This window comes from Roseomonas sp. HF4, from assembly GCF_005222755.1.
Taxonomy (GTDB): domain Bacteria; phylum Pseudomonadota; class Alphaproteobacteria; order Acetobacterales; family Acetobacteraceae; genus Neoroseomonas.
This window is the reverse complement of the sequence record NZ_STGD01000019.1, coordinates 1-16,219: the sequence shown is the minus strand read 5'-3', so window position 1 is coordinate 16,219 and position 16,219 is coordinate 1. Positions and strand designations below refer to the sequence as shown.

The following is a 16,219-nucleotide window of genomic DNA, read 5'->3' as shown; positions in this document are numbered from 1 at the left end:
AGGAAACCCGACCACGGCAGCGCGCAGCAGCCGCGCCGCGCCCGCCTGATGCCCGCGCGCCAGGCCGAGGCCTTCATCCGCGCGCTCGCCGTCGCGAACCCGGCGCCCGAGACGGAGCTGGTGTTCCACGACCCCTTCACCCTGCTGGTGGCGGTGGTGCTGTCCGCGCAGGCCACAGATGCCGCAGTGAACCGCGCCACACCGGCGCTGTTCGCGGCTGCGCCGACCCCGGCGGCCATGGCGACGCTGGGCGCCGAGGGGATCGGGCGCTTCATCCGCTCCATCGGGTTGTGGCAGGCGAAGGCGAAGAATGTCGCCGCGCTGGCGCAGAGCCTGGTGGACAAGCATGCCGGCGCCGTGCCGGGCGACCGCGCGGCGCTGGAAGCCCTGCCGGGTGTCGGGCGCAAGACCGCCAACGTCGTGCTGAACGTGGCCTTCGGCCAGGACACCATGGCGGTCGACACCCACATCTTCCGTCTCGGCAACCGATGTGGGCTGGCACCAGGCCGCACGACGCGGGAGGTCGAGGAACGCCTGGTGAAGCGCTGCCCGCCCGAGTTGCTGCGCGACGCGCATCATTGGCTGATCCTGCACGGGCGGTATGTCTGCAAGGCGCGGGCGCCGGAATGCTGGCGCTGCGTGGTGCGCGAATTCTGCAACTACCGGGACAAGGTGCTCGTGCCGCCGGGGTGATGCACCGGGAGGGCGCCGCCCTCCCGGACCCACCCGCCGAGGGCCGGAAGGCCCTCGGAACCCATCACCGCGCACCCAGCCAGAGGCGGGGATCGAAGGCGAAGGGAGTGACCGCGGTGATGCGGGCGGCGGCCGCCCCGGGATGGGCCGGGTTGAGCAACAGGTTCGACGCGGCCGGCACCAGGACGGACGGCACGCGCAGCACGGGCGCCCGACCGGCGGCGAGCCAGGCATCGCCGACAGATCGGGGATCCGGCGGCAAGGTTGCCAGCGCCTCCGCGGCATCGGGCAGCGCCGCCTGCAGCAGGACATAGTCCGCCGGCAGCAGGTCGGGCGGCAGGTCGAGATGGACCCGCACTTCCAGTACCGCCAGCGCCGGATGGTCGGCGAAATAGACGACTGCCCGGCCGGGGCTGTTCCAGCGGCCGCCATGGCGGCGCGCCCCGTCCCCCGAAAGGTCCGCGAAGGGCCGCCGGGCCAGGCGCCAGGCGGTGATCAGGCGGCGATGCCGTGGGCGATGCGGCCGAGCAGCGTCTCGACCTCCCGCGCGCCGATCTCGGTATCGAGCAGGTCGAGCGGCGCCTCCCCGCCCAGCGCTGTGGTCGGCCGGCGCAGCCAGATCCCGGCGCGGGCGCGGTCGGCGAAGGTGTCCTCGGCCGCGCCGACGATGCGCAGGACACGCAGCAGGCGGTCCGATTGGTCGGGCGTCAGCCGACCCTTGGCGCGGCGATGGGCCAGTGTCTTGCGCGGGATGGCGAGGCGGTCGAGTTCGGCGGCGCTGACGCGGCCCGAGGCCAGGGCCTCATCCACCGCGGCGACCGGCAGGCCGGCACGGACGGCGGCGATCAGGTCGGGGGCGTCGAGCACGAGGTCAGACATGGCGATATGCACTTAGCATGCGGGGATATCGCCAGGCGAGGGAAATCGGGCGTGCGGCGGGGAGGGCGCCGCCCTCCCCGAACCCCTCCCGCCAAGGGCCGAAAGGCCCTTGGAACCCGATACCCGGTCCGGTGATGCTTCCGCGATGATCGATACACCGCATCCGGATTATTCGGCCGCACGAAGGCGACTTCTCGCCAGCATGGAGCCGGTGGCTGCCATCGCCCGCGGGGTTCCGGGAAATGCAAGCACGGCCTTCACAACCGGTGGCGGTCTCGGCAAGTCAGGCAGGATCGCGCTGAACACGTACAGCGCCATCAAGATCGCCGGAACCGAGGTGAACTACACCTTCAATGGCATCATCCGCGACCGGGCTGATCCGCGGCCCGAATTCTTCATCGTGCATTCGGTCAATCTCGACCGGTCGTCGCTGGAATCGATCATGACGGCCGCCGGCCAAGTCTATCGTGAGGACGAACTCGACGCCGCCCTCGAGCGGTGGCGCCAGATCGCCTCGCTAGCGCGCGCCGCGCTCAAGCCGCGGGGTCTCTAGGTTCAGGGTTCCAAGGGCCTTTCGGCCCTTGGCGGAGGGAGCGCGAGGGAGGCGACGCCTCCCTCGCAACAACGTCACGCCGCTTCGCTCTCCGCCCGGCGCGCGTGCTTCTTGCGCTCATGCGGGTCGAGGTAGCGCTTGCGCAGCCGAACGGCCGAGGGCGTCACCTCGACCAGTTCGTCGTCCTCGATATACGCGATCGCCTGCTCGAGGCTCATGCGCCGCGGCGGGATCAGCAGCAGCGCCTCGTCCTTGCCGGCGGCGCGGATGTTGGTGAGCTTCTTTTCCTTGATCGGGTTCACGTCGAGGTCGTTGTCGCGCGAATTCTCGCCGAGGATCAGCCCGACATAGACCTTCTGCCCGGGGTCGACGAACAGCGTGCCGCGCTCCTGCAGGTAGAACAGCGCGTACTGGATCGCCTCGCCGTCGGAATTGCTGATCAGCGAGCCGTTGCGCCGCCCCTCGATCGCCCCGGCCCAGGGCTGATAGCCGAGGAACAGCCGGTTCATGATGCCCGTGCCGCGCGTGTCGGTCAGGAATTCGCCGTGGTAGCCGATCAGCCCGCGCGACGGGATGTGGAAGGTCAGCCGGACCTTGCCGCCGCCGGACGGCCGCATGTCCTGCATCATGCCCTTGCGCTGCGCCATCTTGTCGACGACCACGCCGGAATACTGCTCATCGACATCGATCAGGCATTCCTCGAAGGGCTCTTCCTTCTCGCCTGTCTCGGGATTCTCGCGCGTCAGCACGCGCGGGCGGCCGATGGTGAGCTCGAAGCCCTCGCGGCGCATCTGCTCGATCAGCACGCCCAGCTGCAATTCGCCGCGGCCGGCCACCTCGAAGGCGTCCACTTCCTCGCTGATCTTGACCTTGATCGCGACGTTGCCCTCGGTCTCCTTCATCAGGCGGTCGCGGATCTGGCGGGAGGTGACCTTCTTGCCCTCGCGACCGCCCAGGGGGCCGTCATTGATGCGGAAGGTCATCGCCAGCGTGGGCGGATCGACTGGGATGGCGGGCAGCGGCACGGTCACTTCAGGCGCGGCGATGGTGTCGGGGATGGTGGCGTCCGACAGGCCGGCGATGGCGATGATGTCGCCCGCGCGCACTTCCTCGACCGGCACCCGGTCGAGGCCCGAGAATGTCATCAGCTTGGTCAGCCGGCCGGATTCGACGACCGATCCGTCCTGGCGCAGCACGCGCACCGGCATGTTCAGCCTGGCCACGCCCTGCTCGACGCGCCCTGTCAGGATGCGGCCGAGGAAATTGTCGGCCTCCAGGATCGAGGCGTTCATCGCGAAGGGTGCCTCGTCGTCTACCGTCGGCGCCGGCACATGGCTCAGGATCAAGTCGAACATCGCCGAGAGGTCCTTGCGCGGGCCTTCCAGGTCGAGATCCGCCCAGCCCTGCCGGCCCGAGGCGAACAGGGTGTGGAAGTCGAGCTGCTCGTCGGACGCGCCCAGGGCGGCGAACAGGTCGAAGACCTCGTCATGCACCTCGTGCGGACGGGCGTCCTGGCGGTCCACCTTGTTGATCACGACGATCGGGCGGATGCCGCGCGCGAGCGCCTTGGTCAGCACGAACTTGGTCTGCGGCAGCGGCCCTTCCGCCGCGTCGCACAGCACGATGGCGCCGTCGACCATGGACAGGATGCGCTCGACCTCGCCGCCGAAATCGGCGTGGCCCGGCGTGTCCACGATGTTGATCTTGACGCCCTTCCATTCCACGGCGGTCGACTTCGCCAGGATGGTGATGCCGCGTTCGCGCTCGAGGTCGTTGCGGTCGAGCGCGCGTTCGGCCACCTGCTGGTTGGCGCGGAAGGCGCCGGCCTGGCGCAGCAGTTGGTCGACCAGGGTGGTCTTGCCGTGGTCGACATGCGCGATGATGGCGACGTTGCGGATGCGGGCGGCGCTCATCGCGCACTCCTGTCACTTTGGGGGCCTGCACGCACGACCAAGCCCCTGCCCCGGTCGTGGGCGAGCGGCGTGGCCTTCCTCGGGCGGGCTTATTGCGGCGCACACATAGGGGCTCGCGGGCGGAAAGGCGAGGAAAAAAGCCCGTCGGCAACCGTGGCCGGCGCAGGACGGTCCGCGGCGCCGAAATGCGGGGGGCGCCGCGGACCGCCGCGTCGGGGTCCGGCGCGGGTGCCGGGGAGGATGACCCGCGCCGAGCCCATCACATCGTCGGCGCGCGGGCGAGGCTCGCCGCCTCGGCCATCAGCGCCGTGGCCGTCGGGATGTCGCGGCGGGCCAGCGCCACGCGTGCCGCGGCCAGGCGCGCGACGGCGCCATCCTGCAGCGGCACGGTCTCGGTGCCGGCCAGGGTGGATCGCGTCAGGACCAGTGTCTCGGCCCGCTCGACGAGTTCATTCGCCAGCGGCAGCCGGCCCTGGCGGGCGGCCTGGTCGGCCTGCCGCAACAGCCCGTCGACCTGCTGCGCGCCCAGGGCGTCGGCCTGCGCGGCGACCGGGTCGCCGCCGTTGAGTGGGACGGGCTGCGCCAGGGACGGCGTTGCCGCCAGGCTCAGGACAAATATCGCGAGACGAATTGCGTCGGTGCGCATTCCCTTCTCCTCTCCGTTATGGGCTTGTCTTAGAATGATCCTGAATAAGGCCATTCTGTGTCGCAGCAGAGAAGTATGCCTTCCGAGGCCCTCAACTTCACGCGATACACCAATGCGTGAAACGGTTCCGTGTGTTCATTCGTGAATTGGTCGCGCAGGGCATGGGGGAAACGTCACGGTATTGCGCTGTTTCTTCCCTGCAGGACCGTGCGCGATGAACGGGCGAAGCGCGCGGCCCGCAGGATTTCGCACAGATCACCCCAGCGCGGCGGCCACACCCTTCGGCCCGCCCGCCACCAGCGCCTTGAGGTCCGCCTGCGGCCGCGCGCCGAAATGGCTGATCGCCTCGGCCGCCGCGATGGACGCCCAGCGGCCGCATTCCGGCAGCGGATGCCCCGCGGTCAATGCGGCGAGGAAGCCGGCCGCATAGGAATCCCCCGCGCCCGTCGTGTCGACCACCTGCGCGGGCGCGGCGTCGACCCGGTGCATAGCCTCCCCCGCCAGGATGACGCTGCCCTGCTCGCTCCGCGTCAGGGCGGCCAGGCCCACGTCGGCGCGCACCGCCGCCGCCGCCTGCTCGAAGGACTGCGCGTGGTACAGCGCGCGGATCTCGGCCTCGTTCGCAAACACGATGTCCGCCTCCTCCCGGACGAAGGCCAGGAAGGCCTCGCGGTGGCGCTCCACGCAGAACGGGTCCGACAGCGTGATCGCGACCTTGCGCCCTGCGGCGTGGGCGATGCGCGCCGCGGCGCGGAAGGCCGCCTGCGCCGCCGGCGGGTCGAACAGGTAGCCTTCCAGGTAGGTCACGGACGCGCCGGCGATCGCCGCGGCGTCGAGGTCGGCCTCCCCGAAGGTGACGCAGGCGCCGAGGAAGGTGTTCATCGTCCGCTGCCCGTCCGGCGTCACCAGGATGAGGCAACGCGCGGTCGGCGCGCCCCCGGCCAGCGGCGCGGTCGGGAAATGGACGCCGGCGGCGGTGATGTCGTGGCGGAACACGGCGCCCAGCGCATCGTCCGCCACCTTGCCGAGATAGCCGACGCGCGCGCCGAGCGCGGCTGCCGCGGCGCAGGTATTGGCGGCCGAGCCGCCGCTGCTCTCAACGCCCGGGCCCATGTCGGCATAGATCGTCTCGGCCTGGTCGGGGCCGATCAGCGCCATGCCGCCCTTGGCCATGCCGTGCCGGACCAGCACCTCCTCCTCGGCGCGCGCGAGCACGTCCACGATGGCGTTGCCGATGCCGAGGATATCGAGGGTGGTCATTGCGCGGGCGCCTTCCTGCCGGGATGGCGCGGCATAGCGGCGGGGCCGCGGGGCGGCAACCTCAGCCGCGCCGGGGCGGGTCGCGCGTCAGGCCGCGCGCGCCGAGTTCCGCCAGGTAGGTGGCCCAGCGGCCGTCCTGTTCCTGTCCGAGCGTGCGGAGGTAGTCCCAGGAGTAGATGCCGGTGTCGTGCAGGTCGTCGAAGACGATCCTGACCGCGTAGTTGCCCACCGCCTCGATGCGCAGGATGCCGACATGCCGACGCCCGGCGACGATCACCTTCTGGCCGGGGCCATGCCCCTGCACCTCGGCGCTCGGGCTTTCCACGCGCAGGTATTCCGCCGGCAGGCGGAAGCGCGTGCCGTCTGCCCAGGCGACCTCGACCGCCTGCTCCGCGCGCTTGAGGCGGATCTCGGTGGGCGCGCCGGTCATCAGGCGTCGAGCTTGCGCGCCTCATCCGGCAGCATGATCGGGATGCCGTCGCGGATCGGGTAGGCGAGGCCGGCCCGTTCGCTGACCAACTCGCCCTTCTCCCGGTCGTAGCGCAGCGGACCCTTTGTCACGGGGCAGACCAGGATCTCGAGCAGGCGGGGGTCGACGGCGCCGCCGGCCGGGGGGGTGTCGGACATCGGTCTCGGGTCCTTGTGGAGTCCTGCGGGAAGGGCGGTGGTCAACTCGGTGGCCCATCGGGCGCCGCGTTCGCCGCCGCGCCCATGCGCATCAGCGCCACGAGCATCTGCGCCCGTTCGGTCGCATCGGGGGCTTCCAGCAGCGCCTGCTTCTCCGGCACCTCGAAGGGGCAGACCATCGACAGCGTGGTGACCAGCGTGGCGTCGTCCATCTGCTCGACCGCCTCCCAGTTGGCGTCGATGCCGCGGGCGCGGAAATAAGGCCGGAGCGCCGAGAGAAGCTCGGCGCGGTCGATCGCGGGCGCCGCCTCGTCCTCCGCCAGGTCGGCGGCGAAGCCGGCGTAGTCGGCGCGCACGCGGCGATACCCGCCCGGCGCCAGCGGTAGCTCGCCCAGGATGCGGAAGCGCGCCACGCCGGTCAGGGTGATGAGCAGGCGCCCGTCATCGGTCTCGCTGAAGGACGAGAGCCGGCCGAGGCAACCGATCCTGTAGACGCCCGGCCCCGCCTCCCCCTTCGGTGCCCGCGTGTCGGGCTGCACCATGCCGAACATCCGCCCGTTCGCCAGGCTGTCGAGCGTCATGGCCAGGTAGCGCGGCTCGAAGATATTGAGCGGCAGGCGGCCCTGCGGCAGGAGGAGGGCGCCGCCCAGCGGGAAGATCGCGATCTCCTCCGGCAGTTCGGCCAGGCGGGGGAGGAAGACGCTCATCAGGCCGTCAGCGAAACAGCAGTGTCGAGAGCTTGCGCCGGCCGGCCCGCGTGGCCGGGTCGTCGAAGCCCCAGGCCTCGAAGAACTTCAGCAACTGCTTGCGTGCGGCTTCCTCGTTCCAGGCGCGGTCGCGGCGGATCGCCTCGATCAGCGCATCGACGGCGCCGTCCCGGTTGCCGGCGGCATTCAGCGCCACCGCAAGGTCGATGCGGGCGGCGTGGTCGTCCGCATCGGCGGCGATCCGGCTCTCGAACTCGGCCAGCATGGCGGCGGCGCGGCGGCCCTCGATCTCGAGCTCGATGGCGCTGCGCGCGGCCGTGATCTCGGCGGCGTCCTTGATCTTGTCGGGGGCGCTGTCGAGCACGGCCTTGGCCTGGTCCTCCTCCCCCAGTGCGAGCAGGGTGCGGGCGACGCCGGCCAGCGCCTTGGCGTTCTCGGGCTCCTGCTGGGACAGCGCGCCGTAGAGCTCGAGCGCCGCGGCGTGGTCGCCCTGCGCGGTCGCGGCCTCGGCCTCGGCCAGCAGGTCGGCGCCGGGCATCTGGCCGCCGGCGGCCTTGAGCAGGCCCTCGACGAAGCGCTTCACCTCGGATTCCGGCAGCGCGCCCTGGAACAGGTCGAGGATCTGGCCCTGCCAGAAGGCGACGACCGTGGGAACGGACTGCAGCGGCAGGCCCATCTGGGTCAGCTGCTGGACCAGCTGCCGGTTCTTGTCGATGTCGATCTTGACCAGGCGCACGCGGCCGCCGGCGGCATTGACCACCTTCTCGATCGCCGGGGTCAGCGTCTTGCAGGGGCCGCACCAGGTCGCCCAGAAATCGACCAGGACCGGCACCTCGCGGGAGGCTTCGACCACGTCCTGCATGAAGGTCTTCTGGTCGCCATCCTTGATCGCCCCCGCGGGGGCGGCACCGGGCGTGGCGCCCTGGCGGGCCGGGTCGAACAGAACTTCCATGGCAGGCTTTCCTCGAGTCTTCGCGCATAGATGCGCCGTCCGGGGCGGGGCGCAAGGCGTGGTAACGGCCTAGGCGGCCGGAGGGAAGTCGAGCAGCGCCGCCGCGTGCCCGGCCTCCGCCAGGAAGCGGAGCAGATCGCGTGGCGCGAGGCCTGTGCTGGCGGCGTTCGTCAGCGGATGGACCCAGATGCGCCCGAAGCCCTCCACCAGGTGCCGGTCGATCGCAAAACGAACCGATCCCGGCGCGGCATTGACCAGGCCGAAGGGCGTGACCGCGCCGGGCGGCACGCCGAGGGTGGCCTGCAGGTCCTCCGCGCTCGCCATCGCGACCTTGCCGGCGCCGGCCATGCGCGCGAGCGCATTGACCGAGACCTGGCGGTCCTCCTCCAGCGTCGCGAGCAGGTAGGGGCCATTCCCCTTCGCCGGCTTCAGGAACAGGTTCTTGGTGTGTCCTCCGGGCAGGTCGCCGCGCAAGCCCCGGCTTTCCGCCACCGTGAAGACGGGTGGGTGGCGGCGGGTCTCGGCGGCGATGCCGGCGGCGGCGAGGCGGGCCAGCAGGCCCTCGGTCGTTTCGGGCATTCAGTCCAGTTGCAGGTTGTTGGCGCGGACCACCCTGGACCAGACCTCGATCTCGTTGTCGAGCCAGGTGCGGAAGCTGTCCGGCCCCTCGACCCGGTTCACGGCGCCGAGCGCCGTGATGCGCTGTGCAACGGCGGGCGCCGCCATGGCGGACCTGAGGTCGCCGGCGATCCGGTCGACGATCGGCGCCGGGGTGCCGCCGCGCACGAGCACGCCCTGCCAGGTGCCGCTGTCGGCCGCCGGCCAGCCGAGCTCGCGGAAGGTCGGCACGTCCGGGAAGTCGGCCAGTCGGGCGGGGCCGGTGACGGCGATCGGGCGGAGGGTGCCCTGCTTGCAGAAGGGCGCGGTCGCCGTCGCGCCGTTGATGATCATCTGCGCTTCGCCGGCCGCGACCGCCGTCAGCGCCGCGGCGCCGCCGCGATAGGGCACCTGCGTCAGCTGCGCGCCCCAATGCTGCGCGACCAGCAGCCCCGTCAGGTGGTTGCCGACGCCGATGCCGGCATGGGCGACGTTCACGCGCTCGGGGCTCGCCTTGGCCAGGGCCACGAGTTCCGCTGCATTCCGCGCCGGCACGGAGGGATGCACCGCCAGGATGTAGGGGGCGTAGATCAGCATCGTGACGGGGGCGAGGTCGCGCTTCAGGTCGAAGGGGAGGCGCGTGTAGAGCGCCGGCGCGGTGGCCAGCGTCGAGACGTCGATCACGAGGAGCGTGTGCCCGTCGGGCGGGGACTTCGCGACGAGGTCGGCACCGATGTTGCCGCCGGCGCCGGAGCGGTTTTCCACCACCACGGTCTGCCCGAACGCCCGCGTGAGCTCCGGCGAGAGAAGCCGGGCCAGGATGTCCGAGGTGCCCCCGGGGGCGAAGGGCACCACGAAGCGGACCTGGCGGTCGAACCCCTGGGCGGCGGCGCCGTGGATGGCGGGCAGGGCGAGGGCGCTGGCGGCGAGGCCGAGCGCGGTGCGGCGGTTCATGGACGTTTTCCCCCCGGCGGGCTGCCGGTGCGCGAGCATCGGGCGACGGCGGCCGGATTGTCGAGGGGGGTGGCTTGCAATCCGGTGCGCAGCATGCCATTAGCGCCGCCCGCACGGAGCGCGGGCGTAGCTCAGGGGTAGAGCACGACCTTGCCAAGGTCGGGGTCGAGGGTTCGAATCCCTTCGCCCGCTCCAGTCGGTTTTCCAACCTCATGTTTTCCCTTTGCAAGTAGCGCCGTGAACCGCAGGTTTCCTGGGGTTTTGCCGCAAAGGCTTGGGGGTTGGAGACCGGAACGACCGGCTTTTCCGTCTCCCCAGGGCCACTCTCTCTCCGAAGCTCGGGACTTGGGCGATTCAGTCTACAAGCCTGAAAACTAGGTAAAAGGCCGATCTCCGGGCGCCCATTCGGCTTGGGGTTGGGGGTGAGACCGCTCGGGCGATCGCGGCCCGGTTCCAACCGTGAGCCGCAAGTCCCGAGCCTCCCGAGAAGAACCGCAAACTCGGGTCAGTCCGGCCTCCGCAATGACTGCGCAATCCGTCTCTCTTTCTGTATTCTCCCGCTTGAGTTGCAAGGGGAATCGGGAATGGCGGAACGGCAGCGGGCACAGCCCTCAAGACAACGGGGTGCCCTGCCGGTCGGAGACTACGGCCACGCTCGCGCCACCCGCACCAGGAACCCGCCCGTGTCCCGCACCCGCTGTGGTTCGGGCCCTCGGGTGTAGGGGTTCCAGATGCCGTACAACGAAGCTGAAACGCGCTACGAGCTCATTGACCCTGTCCTAAGGGACAAGGGCTACCGGCAGTGGCGCGTCAAACTGGAAACGCCGGCTCCCGTCGAGCCGACCGGAAACAAGGGCCGGCGTCGTGCGGGCAATGGCCGAACCGACTACCTGCTGTGCGTCCAGGTCGGCGAGATGCCGAAGCCCCTCCCGGTGGGCGTCATCGAGGCCAAGGCCGAGACCGAGGATCCTCTCAAGGGAATGCAGCAGGGCAAGCGTTATGCCGAATGCCTCCGGTTTGCCGTCCAGTACGTCTTTGCCACCAATGGCCACCGATACGGAGAGTTCGACAAGGGCACCCAGATGCCTGCCGGACCGCACCCGTTCCCAGACTTCCCCAGCCATGACGATTTGACCGCTCGGTACGCCAAGGACATTCAAATCGACATCGCGGCGCCAGAGGCGGCGATGCTCTTCATGGCCGACGCCCCTGCCTACAACAAACCCCGCTACTATCAGGACGCCGCCATTCGAGCAGCGTTCGAGAAGGTGCTGCAGTGCCAGCAGTCGAGCACCCCGCCCCGCGCCCTACTGTCGCTTGCAACTGGCGCCGGCAAGACGGTGATCGCTGCCAACCTACTCTGGCGTCTCCACGAAGCCGGCCAGCTGGCGAAGCCGGCGTTGTTCCTGTGCGACCGTGACGAGTTGCGCGAGCAGGCCTGGGAAAAGATCTCGAAGGCCTTCCCGAAAGGCAGCGTTCGCATCGTGAGAACCGAGCGGGGCCAGAACGCCGCGAAGAACGCCAAGGTGCACATCGCGACGTACCACACGCTCGGTTTGGATGATGAAGACCAGAGCTACGCCAGCTTCCTCACAGAGCATTACGCGGAGAACGCCTTTTCGGTCATCATCATCGATGAGTGCCATCGTTCGGCTTGGGGTAGATGGTCCGAGGTGCTGAAGCGGAACCCAGAGGCGATCCAGATCGGATTGACCGCCACCCCGCGGCAGCTGCGCGACTCCAAGCACCAGACCCCAGACGATGCCGGCATCACAGCCAACAATCTCAACTACTTCGGCGAGCCGGTTTACGAGTACACGCTGATCCAGGCGCAGGAAGACGGCTACCTGGCAGCCTGTGAGATCGTCAGGCTCAAGCCGTCCATCGACTGGAAGACCTTCACGCGGGACGATGTACTGGCCGCGAAGCCTATCGACGCACGCACGGGCCGGCCGATCTCCGAAGAGGATTTGAAGGCACAGTACGCCGCCAATACCTTCGACAATGACATCCTGCTGCCCGAGCGCATCGCCACGATGTGCGCTGACCTGTTTCAGCGCCTGTGCGAGCACGGCGGGCCAGAACAGAAGGTCATCATCTTCTGCAATCGCGACCTGCACGCTGACCGCGTCGCCATGCAGATGCAGCGCCTTTACGCCGTTTGGTGCCAGGAGCAGGGCGTTACGCCGAAGGACCACTACGCGTTCAAATGCACGGCCGAGGGCGGGTCTGAACTGATCGAACAGATGCGCGGCTCCGGCGAGCGATGCTTCATCGCGTGCACCGTGGACCTGCTGGCTACCGGGGTGGATATCGAGCGGCTGAACGCCGTGGTGTTCTTCCGCTATCTCCAATCGAGCATCACATTCTACCAGATGGTCGGCCGCGGCACGCGCATTCACGAGGAAACGCAGAAATACAAATTCTGGCTCTATGACTACACCGGCGTGACCGACCTGTTCGGAACAGATTTCATCACGGCGCCGACCCAGCCGCGCTTACCCACACCGGACGACGACGACGGCGGCGGAGACGACGGAGGTGGGGACGACGGCGGGCGCGACCCCTTGCCTCTCCCGGAGATGAAGACCGGGCACAACGGCACGGTGGTGGTTCAGGGGCGCTTCATCCTGCAGGAGCGCATGGTGAACGGGGTGCGCCGCGAAGTGCCGGTGCCCCTGGACGAATACCGGCAGGATATGGTTGCCCGCGTGCTACGCGAAGCTGCAACCATCCACGACTTTCGGGGCCTCTGGGTGGAAACACAGCGGCGCCGCAAGCTTATCGAGCACCTACTCGGTGAGCGCTTCTCGCCAGATACGGTGCGCGAGCTGATGGGCCTTGGTGAGTGCGATCACTTCGATCTCTTCGCCCATTACGGTTATCGAGAGAAGGCGCTTAAGCGGAGCGAACGCGAGGGCGCTTACCTCGAGCGGCAAGCCTCGTGGTTTGCGTCTGCGGATCCAAAAGCAGCAATCGTCTTGAGGGGTTTGGGCCACCAGTTTGGTCTTGGTGGAACGGACGCCCTCGAATCGGCAGAACTATGGAATGTCCCGGAGATCAGGCGCGCAGGCGGCCTTCACGCATTGCGCTCCCTGGGTATACCAAGCGCCGTGGTGATCGAAGCGAAGACTAGGCTATTTGGAGCATGATCGCAGACAAAACCTTGGGCGACGTTCTTATTGGAATCGAAACAGGAAAAAGCTTCCAAACCAAAGAAACGATCGCGCGAAAGGATGAGCTCGGCGTGCTTAAAGTCAGCGCCGTTACGTGGTCGGAATTCCGTCCTGAAGAAGCAAAAGCGATCAGCGATTACACACCGGAATATCACCACCGCATTCGATGTGGAGATCTTTTAATATCACGATCCAATACACAAGATCTTGTTGGCGCTGTCGTTCTCGTGAAAGAAGATCATCCTTATCGATTACTCTCAGATAAGACCCTTAGGCTCATAGTTGACACCAATAAGATAGATAAATCATTCCTGCTTTATGCCCTCCGTTCTCCCGCGGCGCGAAATCATATTGAGCGTTACGCAACCGGTGCAAGTGATTCTATGCGGAACATCGGCCAGGATGTCATCGCGTCGATACCCATCGCGCTGCCCAAGCGCGACAAGCAGTGCGATATCGCCAAGCGCCTCGAAGGCCTCATGAGCGCGGCCCGTGACGCTCGCGTCGCAGCGATTACACAAATCGAGGACTGCACCCATTTGGCTAACGCGATTGTCCGGGAAACTCTTGCGGTTTCGGGTGATGAGCCACGTCCACTTGGGGAAGTGCTGAGCGAGGTGAAGGACGGCATCGGCGCGAGTTGGACGGATTTTCCAGTCCTAGGGGCCACCCGTAACGGTTTAGCGCCCGCCAAGGAACCGGTCGGAAAGAACCCGAGCCGCTACAAGCCGGTCTTACAAGGCACCGTCTTTTACAACCCGATGCGCATCCTGATCGGCTCGATTGCTATGGTCGATGACGTCGACACGGCGGGGATAACCAGCCCCGACTATGTGGTCTTGCGTGGACGCGATGGTGTCGTTGATTCGCGCTGGTTCTACTATTGGCTCCGCTCACCCGAGGGCGAGAGATGCATCACGTCGCTGGCGCGCGGTGCGGTGCGAGAGCGGATGCTGTTCAGTCGTCTGGCGGAGGGCGAGATTGCTCTGCCACCGTATGAAGTGCAGAGGGCAGCGAGCCAGGCATTGGCACAGATTCGACCCATGAAGCAGCAGGTCGAGGCGCAGCTTCGGGATATTGATCTGCTGCCCGGCCGCCTGCTTGCCCAAACATTTGAAGAATCGTGAAGATGGCTCGCACAAAGAAAAGCTCCGATGCCTTGAGCAAAGCCAAGGCGCCAAAAGCGCCCAGGTCCATCGCATCGACGCAGTCGCTGTCCAGCTTCGTCAAGTCGATCTGCGACATCATGCGCCGGTCCAATTGCGCCAGTGCACTACAGTATGTGCCAGAACTGACCTGGATCCTGTTCCTGCGCATCCTCGACGCGCAGGAGGCTCGCGACCGAGAGGCCGCTGAGGCAGTTGGCAAACCATACACGCCAGCGTTGCGGGCGCCGTACCGCTGGCAGGACTGGGCGGCACCGACAGATCCAGCCGGCAAGTTGCTGACGCCAGAGGGCCAAGCGGTTGGCTGGAAGCGGGATCAGCTCAAGGCCAAGGTGGGCGACCTGTTCGGCTTCATCAACAAGGAACTGCTGCCCTATCTCCACGGCTTGGATGTCGTGCGCGAAGGGCCCAACGCCGGTCAGCTGAACCCCTCGGCGAGTCCGAAGCAGCGGGTGATTGGCCGCATCATGACGGCAGTCGAGAAGGTCCGTGTCGATTCAGAGACGGATTTCGCAAACATCCTCGACCTGGTGCACCAGATCAGTATCGACCACATCGACGATCGTCACTTCTTTACCCTGTCTCAGGTCTATGAGGACCTACTGTTGAAGATGGGCGAGAAGAATTCTGACGGTGGTCAGTTCTTCACGCCGCGGGAGGTCGTGCGGGCGATGGTGCGCACGCTCGATCCACAGTTGGGCGAGACCGTCTACGATCCCTGCTGCGGAACGGGCGGATTTCTGGCGCAAGCCTATGACTACCTGGCACGGGCGCTCGGCGATGGGGCATCAGCAACCGATCTTGAGCGTCTGAAGCACGACACCTTCTTCGGCCGGGAAAAGGAAAATCTCGTCTTTCCGATCGCGCTCGCAAATCTGGTGCTGCACGGAATCGACCAACCTAACCTTTGGCACGGCAACACGCTGTCGGGTGCGCCGACTTACGAAGGTCTGTTTGAAGCAGCCCCGACCACATTCGACGTGATCCTCACCAATCCTCCTTTCGGCGGAAAGGAAGGAAGAGAGGCGCAGAAGAATTACAGCTTCGAGACCAGCTCTACGCAGGTCCTGTTCGTCCAGCACATCCTATCCGACCTGAAGCAAGCCCTGGACGGCAAGCTTGGTGGCCGTTGTGCTGTGGTTGTAGACGAGGGCCTCCTGTTCCGGACGAATGAGACTGCCTTCGTGGAGACCAAGCGGAAACTGCTCGACGAGTGCGATCTCTGGTGCATCGTCAGTCTGCCCGGCGGTCTCTTTTCCACCGCCGGCGCCGGAGTGAAGACCAACCTCCTCTTCTTCACCAGGGGACAGAAGACTGAGCGTATCTGGTACTATGATCTGTCGCACGTGAAGGTTGGCAAGAAGACGCCGATGACCCTGGCGCACTTCGGCTGGGGCCCGAAGTTCGAAGTGCTCGAAGACGAGGATCTGCCAACCACGCTGGTGGGCGATTGGCGCGAGCAGGACGGTAACGCCGAGAAGCCGTTTCCGACCTTCGCTCGGCTGCTGGATCGTCGGGGCGCCCCAGAGGCGGATAGCGATTTCTCGTGGGTGATGGACTTTGCCGCTCGCCGCGCCAAGGCCCGCGAAGAGATGGCGCCCCACCTGGCAGAAGTGGAGCGCGCGAAGAGCGATGCTGTAGCGGTGAAGGAGCGGCTGGGCGTCCTGAGAAGGGCCGGCGGCAGCGACAAGGCTCTGGCTGAATGCCGTGAGCAAATTCTGACCGCGGAGAGGACTGCCCGCGAGGCCCAGGCCGCCGCGGACGCCATCGATGCCGCGACCTTTGATCTGAAAGCGGTCAATCCGCGAGCACGCGTTGAACGCGACACCCGGACCACTGCGCAGATCCTAGACTCGATCGCTGACCAAGGTCGTGTGGTAGCCGCTGCGCTAGCGAAACTGCGGGACCTGACGGGTTCTCTTTGATCGCCACCCCGGGTCGGATTCGAAAGGCGGTACCTGCTCACCTTGCATCATTGCTGGAGTTGCCCCCATCAAACCGGACATGCGGCTTGGGTTGCTGACTGCGCAGCGATGAACTCACGCGGCGAACGCATGCGCAAGCCGCTGTGAGGATGGATGGTGTTGTAGTCCTCG

General features: G+C 67.2%; 16 protein-coding genes and 1 tRNA gene. 6 read left to right on the top strand and 11 right to left on the bottom strand.

The window, feature by feature from the left end; genetic code table 11:
• The first annotated feature begins 48 nt into the window (after positions 1-48).
• Complete coding sequence (nth, locus tag E8M80_RS22370) at positions 49-693, top strand: endonuclease III (RefSeq protein ID WP_137128017.1); 645 nt, start codon at positions 49-51, stop codon at positions 691-693.
• 64 nt (positions 694-757) lie between these two features.
• Here the strand turns inward: nth and E8M80_RS22365 are convergent, their stop codons facing one another.
• Together E8M80_RS22365 and E8M80_RS22360 are read right to left on the bottom strand one after the other, a co-directional pair.
• Positions 758-1,174 (bottom strand): RES family NAD+ phosphorylase, encoded by a 417-nt coding sequence (locus E8M80_RS22365; protein WP_240790174.1) that lies wholly within the window; start codon positions 1,172-1,174, stop codon positions 758-760.
• Between the two features lie 14 nt (positions 1,175-1,188).
• Positions 1,189-1,572 (bottom strand): antitoxin Xre/MbcA/ParS toxin-binding domain-containing protein, encoded by a 384-nt coding sequence (locus E8M80_RS22360; protein WP_137127957.1) that lies wholly within the window; start codon positions 1,570-1,572, stop codon positions 1,189-1,191.
• A 145-nt stretch (positions 1,573-1,717) separates the two neighbouring features.
• Here E8M80_RS22360 and E8M80_RS22355 point away from each other — a divergent pair, with 145 nt between their 5' ends.
• Positions 1,718-2,125 (top strand): hypothetical protein, encoded by a 408-nt coding sequence (locus E8M80_RS22355; protein ID WP_137127956.1) that lies wholly within the window; start codon positions 1,718-1,720, stop codon positions 2,123-2,125.
• A gap of 74 nt (positions 2,126-2,199) precedes the next feature.
• Here E8M80_RS22355 and typA read toward each other — a convergent pair whose 3' ends face one another.
• The 9 genes from typA to E8M80_RS22310 form a co-directional block, all read right to left on the bottom strand.
• Positions 2,200-4,038, bottom strand: a complete 1,839-nt coding sequence (gene typA, locus E8M80_RS22350) for a translational GTPase TypA (RefSeq protein WP_137127955.1) — start codon at positions 4,036-4,038, stop codon at positions 2,200-2,202.
• A gap of 259 nt (positions 4,039-4,297) precedes the next feature.
• Positions 4,298-4,684 (bottom strand): hypothetical protein, encoded by a 387-nt coding sequence (locus E8M80_RS22345; protein WP_137127954.1) that lies wholly within the window; start codon positions 4,682-4,684, stop codon positions 4,298-4,300.
• 255 nt (positions 4,685-4,939) lie between these two features.
• Positions 4,940-5,944 carry an adenosine kinase gene (locus tag E8M80_RS22340; protein WP_137127953.1) on the bottom strand — a complete coding sequence of 335 codons (1,005 nt, stop codon included), beginning with the start codon at positions 5,942-5,944 and terminating at the stop codon, positions 4,940-4,942.
• A gap of 61 nt (positions 5,945-6,005) precedes the next feature.
• Entirely contained in the window at positions 6,006-6,374 is a 369-nt protein-coding gene (locus E8M80_RS22335; RefSeq protein ID WP_137127952.1) for a gamma-butyrobetaine hydroxylase-like domain-containing protein, read from the bottom strand.
• Positions 6,374-6,571: a Trm112 family protein gene (locus E8M80_RS22330; protein WP_137127951.1), complete on the bottom strand. Its 198-nt coding sequence runs from the start codon at positions 6,569-6,571 to the stop codon at positions 6,374-6,376. The genes E8M80_RS22335 and E8M80_RS22330 overlap by 1 nt, the downstream gene beginning before the upstream one ends.
• 41 nt (positions 6,572-6,612) lie before the next feature.
• Complete coding sequence (locus E8M80_RS22325) at positions 6,613-7,278, bottom strand: LON peptidase substrate-binding domain-containing protein (protein WP_137127950.1); 666 nt, start codon at positions 7,276-7,278, stop codon at positions 6,613-6,615.
• Between the two features lie 7 nt (positions 7,279-7,285).
• Positions 7,286-8,230 (bottom strand): tetratricopeptide repeat protein, encoded by a 945-nt coding sequence (locus E8M80_RS22320; RefSeq protein ID WP_137127949.1) that lies wholly within the window; start codon positions 8,228-8,230, stop codon positions 7,286-7,288.
• A gap of 69 nt (positions 8,231-8,299) precedes the next feature.
• The gene (locus E8M80_RS22315) at positions 8,300-8,809 is read right to left on the bottom strand and encodes a prolyl-tRNA synthetase associated domain-containing protein (protein WP_137127948.1); all 510 of its coding nucleotides are present in this window, start codon (positions 8,807-8,809) and stop codon (positions 8,300-8,302) included.
• Positions 8,810-9,781 carry a tripartite tricarboxylate transporter substrate binding protein gene (locus E8M80_RS22310; protein WP_137127947.1) on the bottom strand — a complete coding sequence of 324 codons (972 nt, stop codon included), beginning with the start codon at positions 9,779-9,781 and terminating at the stop codon, positions 8,810-8,812. It abuts the gene before it with no gap.
• 120 nt (positions 9,782-9,901) lie between these two features.
• On the opposite strand from E8M80_RS22310, the gene E8M80_RS22305 reads away from it, so the two are divergent.
• From E8M80_RS22305 to E8M80_RS22290, 4 genes are all read left to right on the top strand, one after another.
• Positions 9,902-9,976, top strand: a tRNA-Gly gene (locus E8M80_RS22305).
• 536 nt (positions 9,977-10,512) lie between these two features.
• Entirely contained in the window at positions 10,513-12,933 is a 2,421-nt protein-coding gene (locus E8M80_RS22300; protein ID WP_137127946.1) for a DEAD/DEAH box helicase family protein, read from the top strand.
• Entirely contained in the window at positions 12,930-14,084 is a 1,155-nt protein-coding gene (locus tag E8M80_RS22295; RefSeq protein WP_137127945.1) for a restriction endonuclease subunit S, read from the top strand. The genes E8M80_RS22300 and E8M80_RS22295 overlap by 4 nt, the downstream gene beginning before the upstream one ends.
• A gap of 2 nt (positions 14,085-14,086) precedes the next feature.
• Positions 14,087-16,048 carry an N-6 DNA methylase gene (locus E8M80_RS22290; RefSeq protein WP_137127944.1) on the top strand — a complete coding sequence of 654 codons (1,962 nt, stop codon included), beginning with the start codon at positions 14,087-14,089 and terminating at the stop codon, positions 16,046-16,048.
• Positions 16,049-16,219 lie beyond the last annotated feature (171 nt).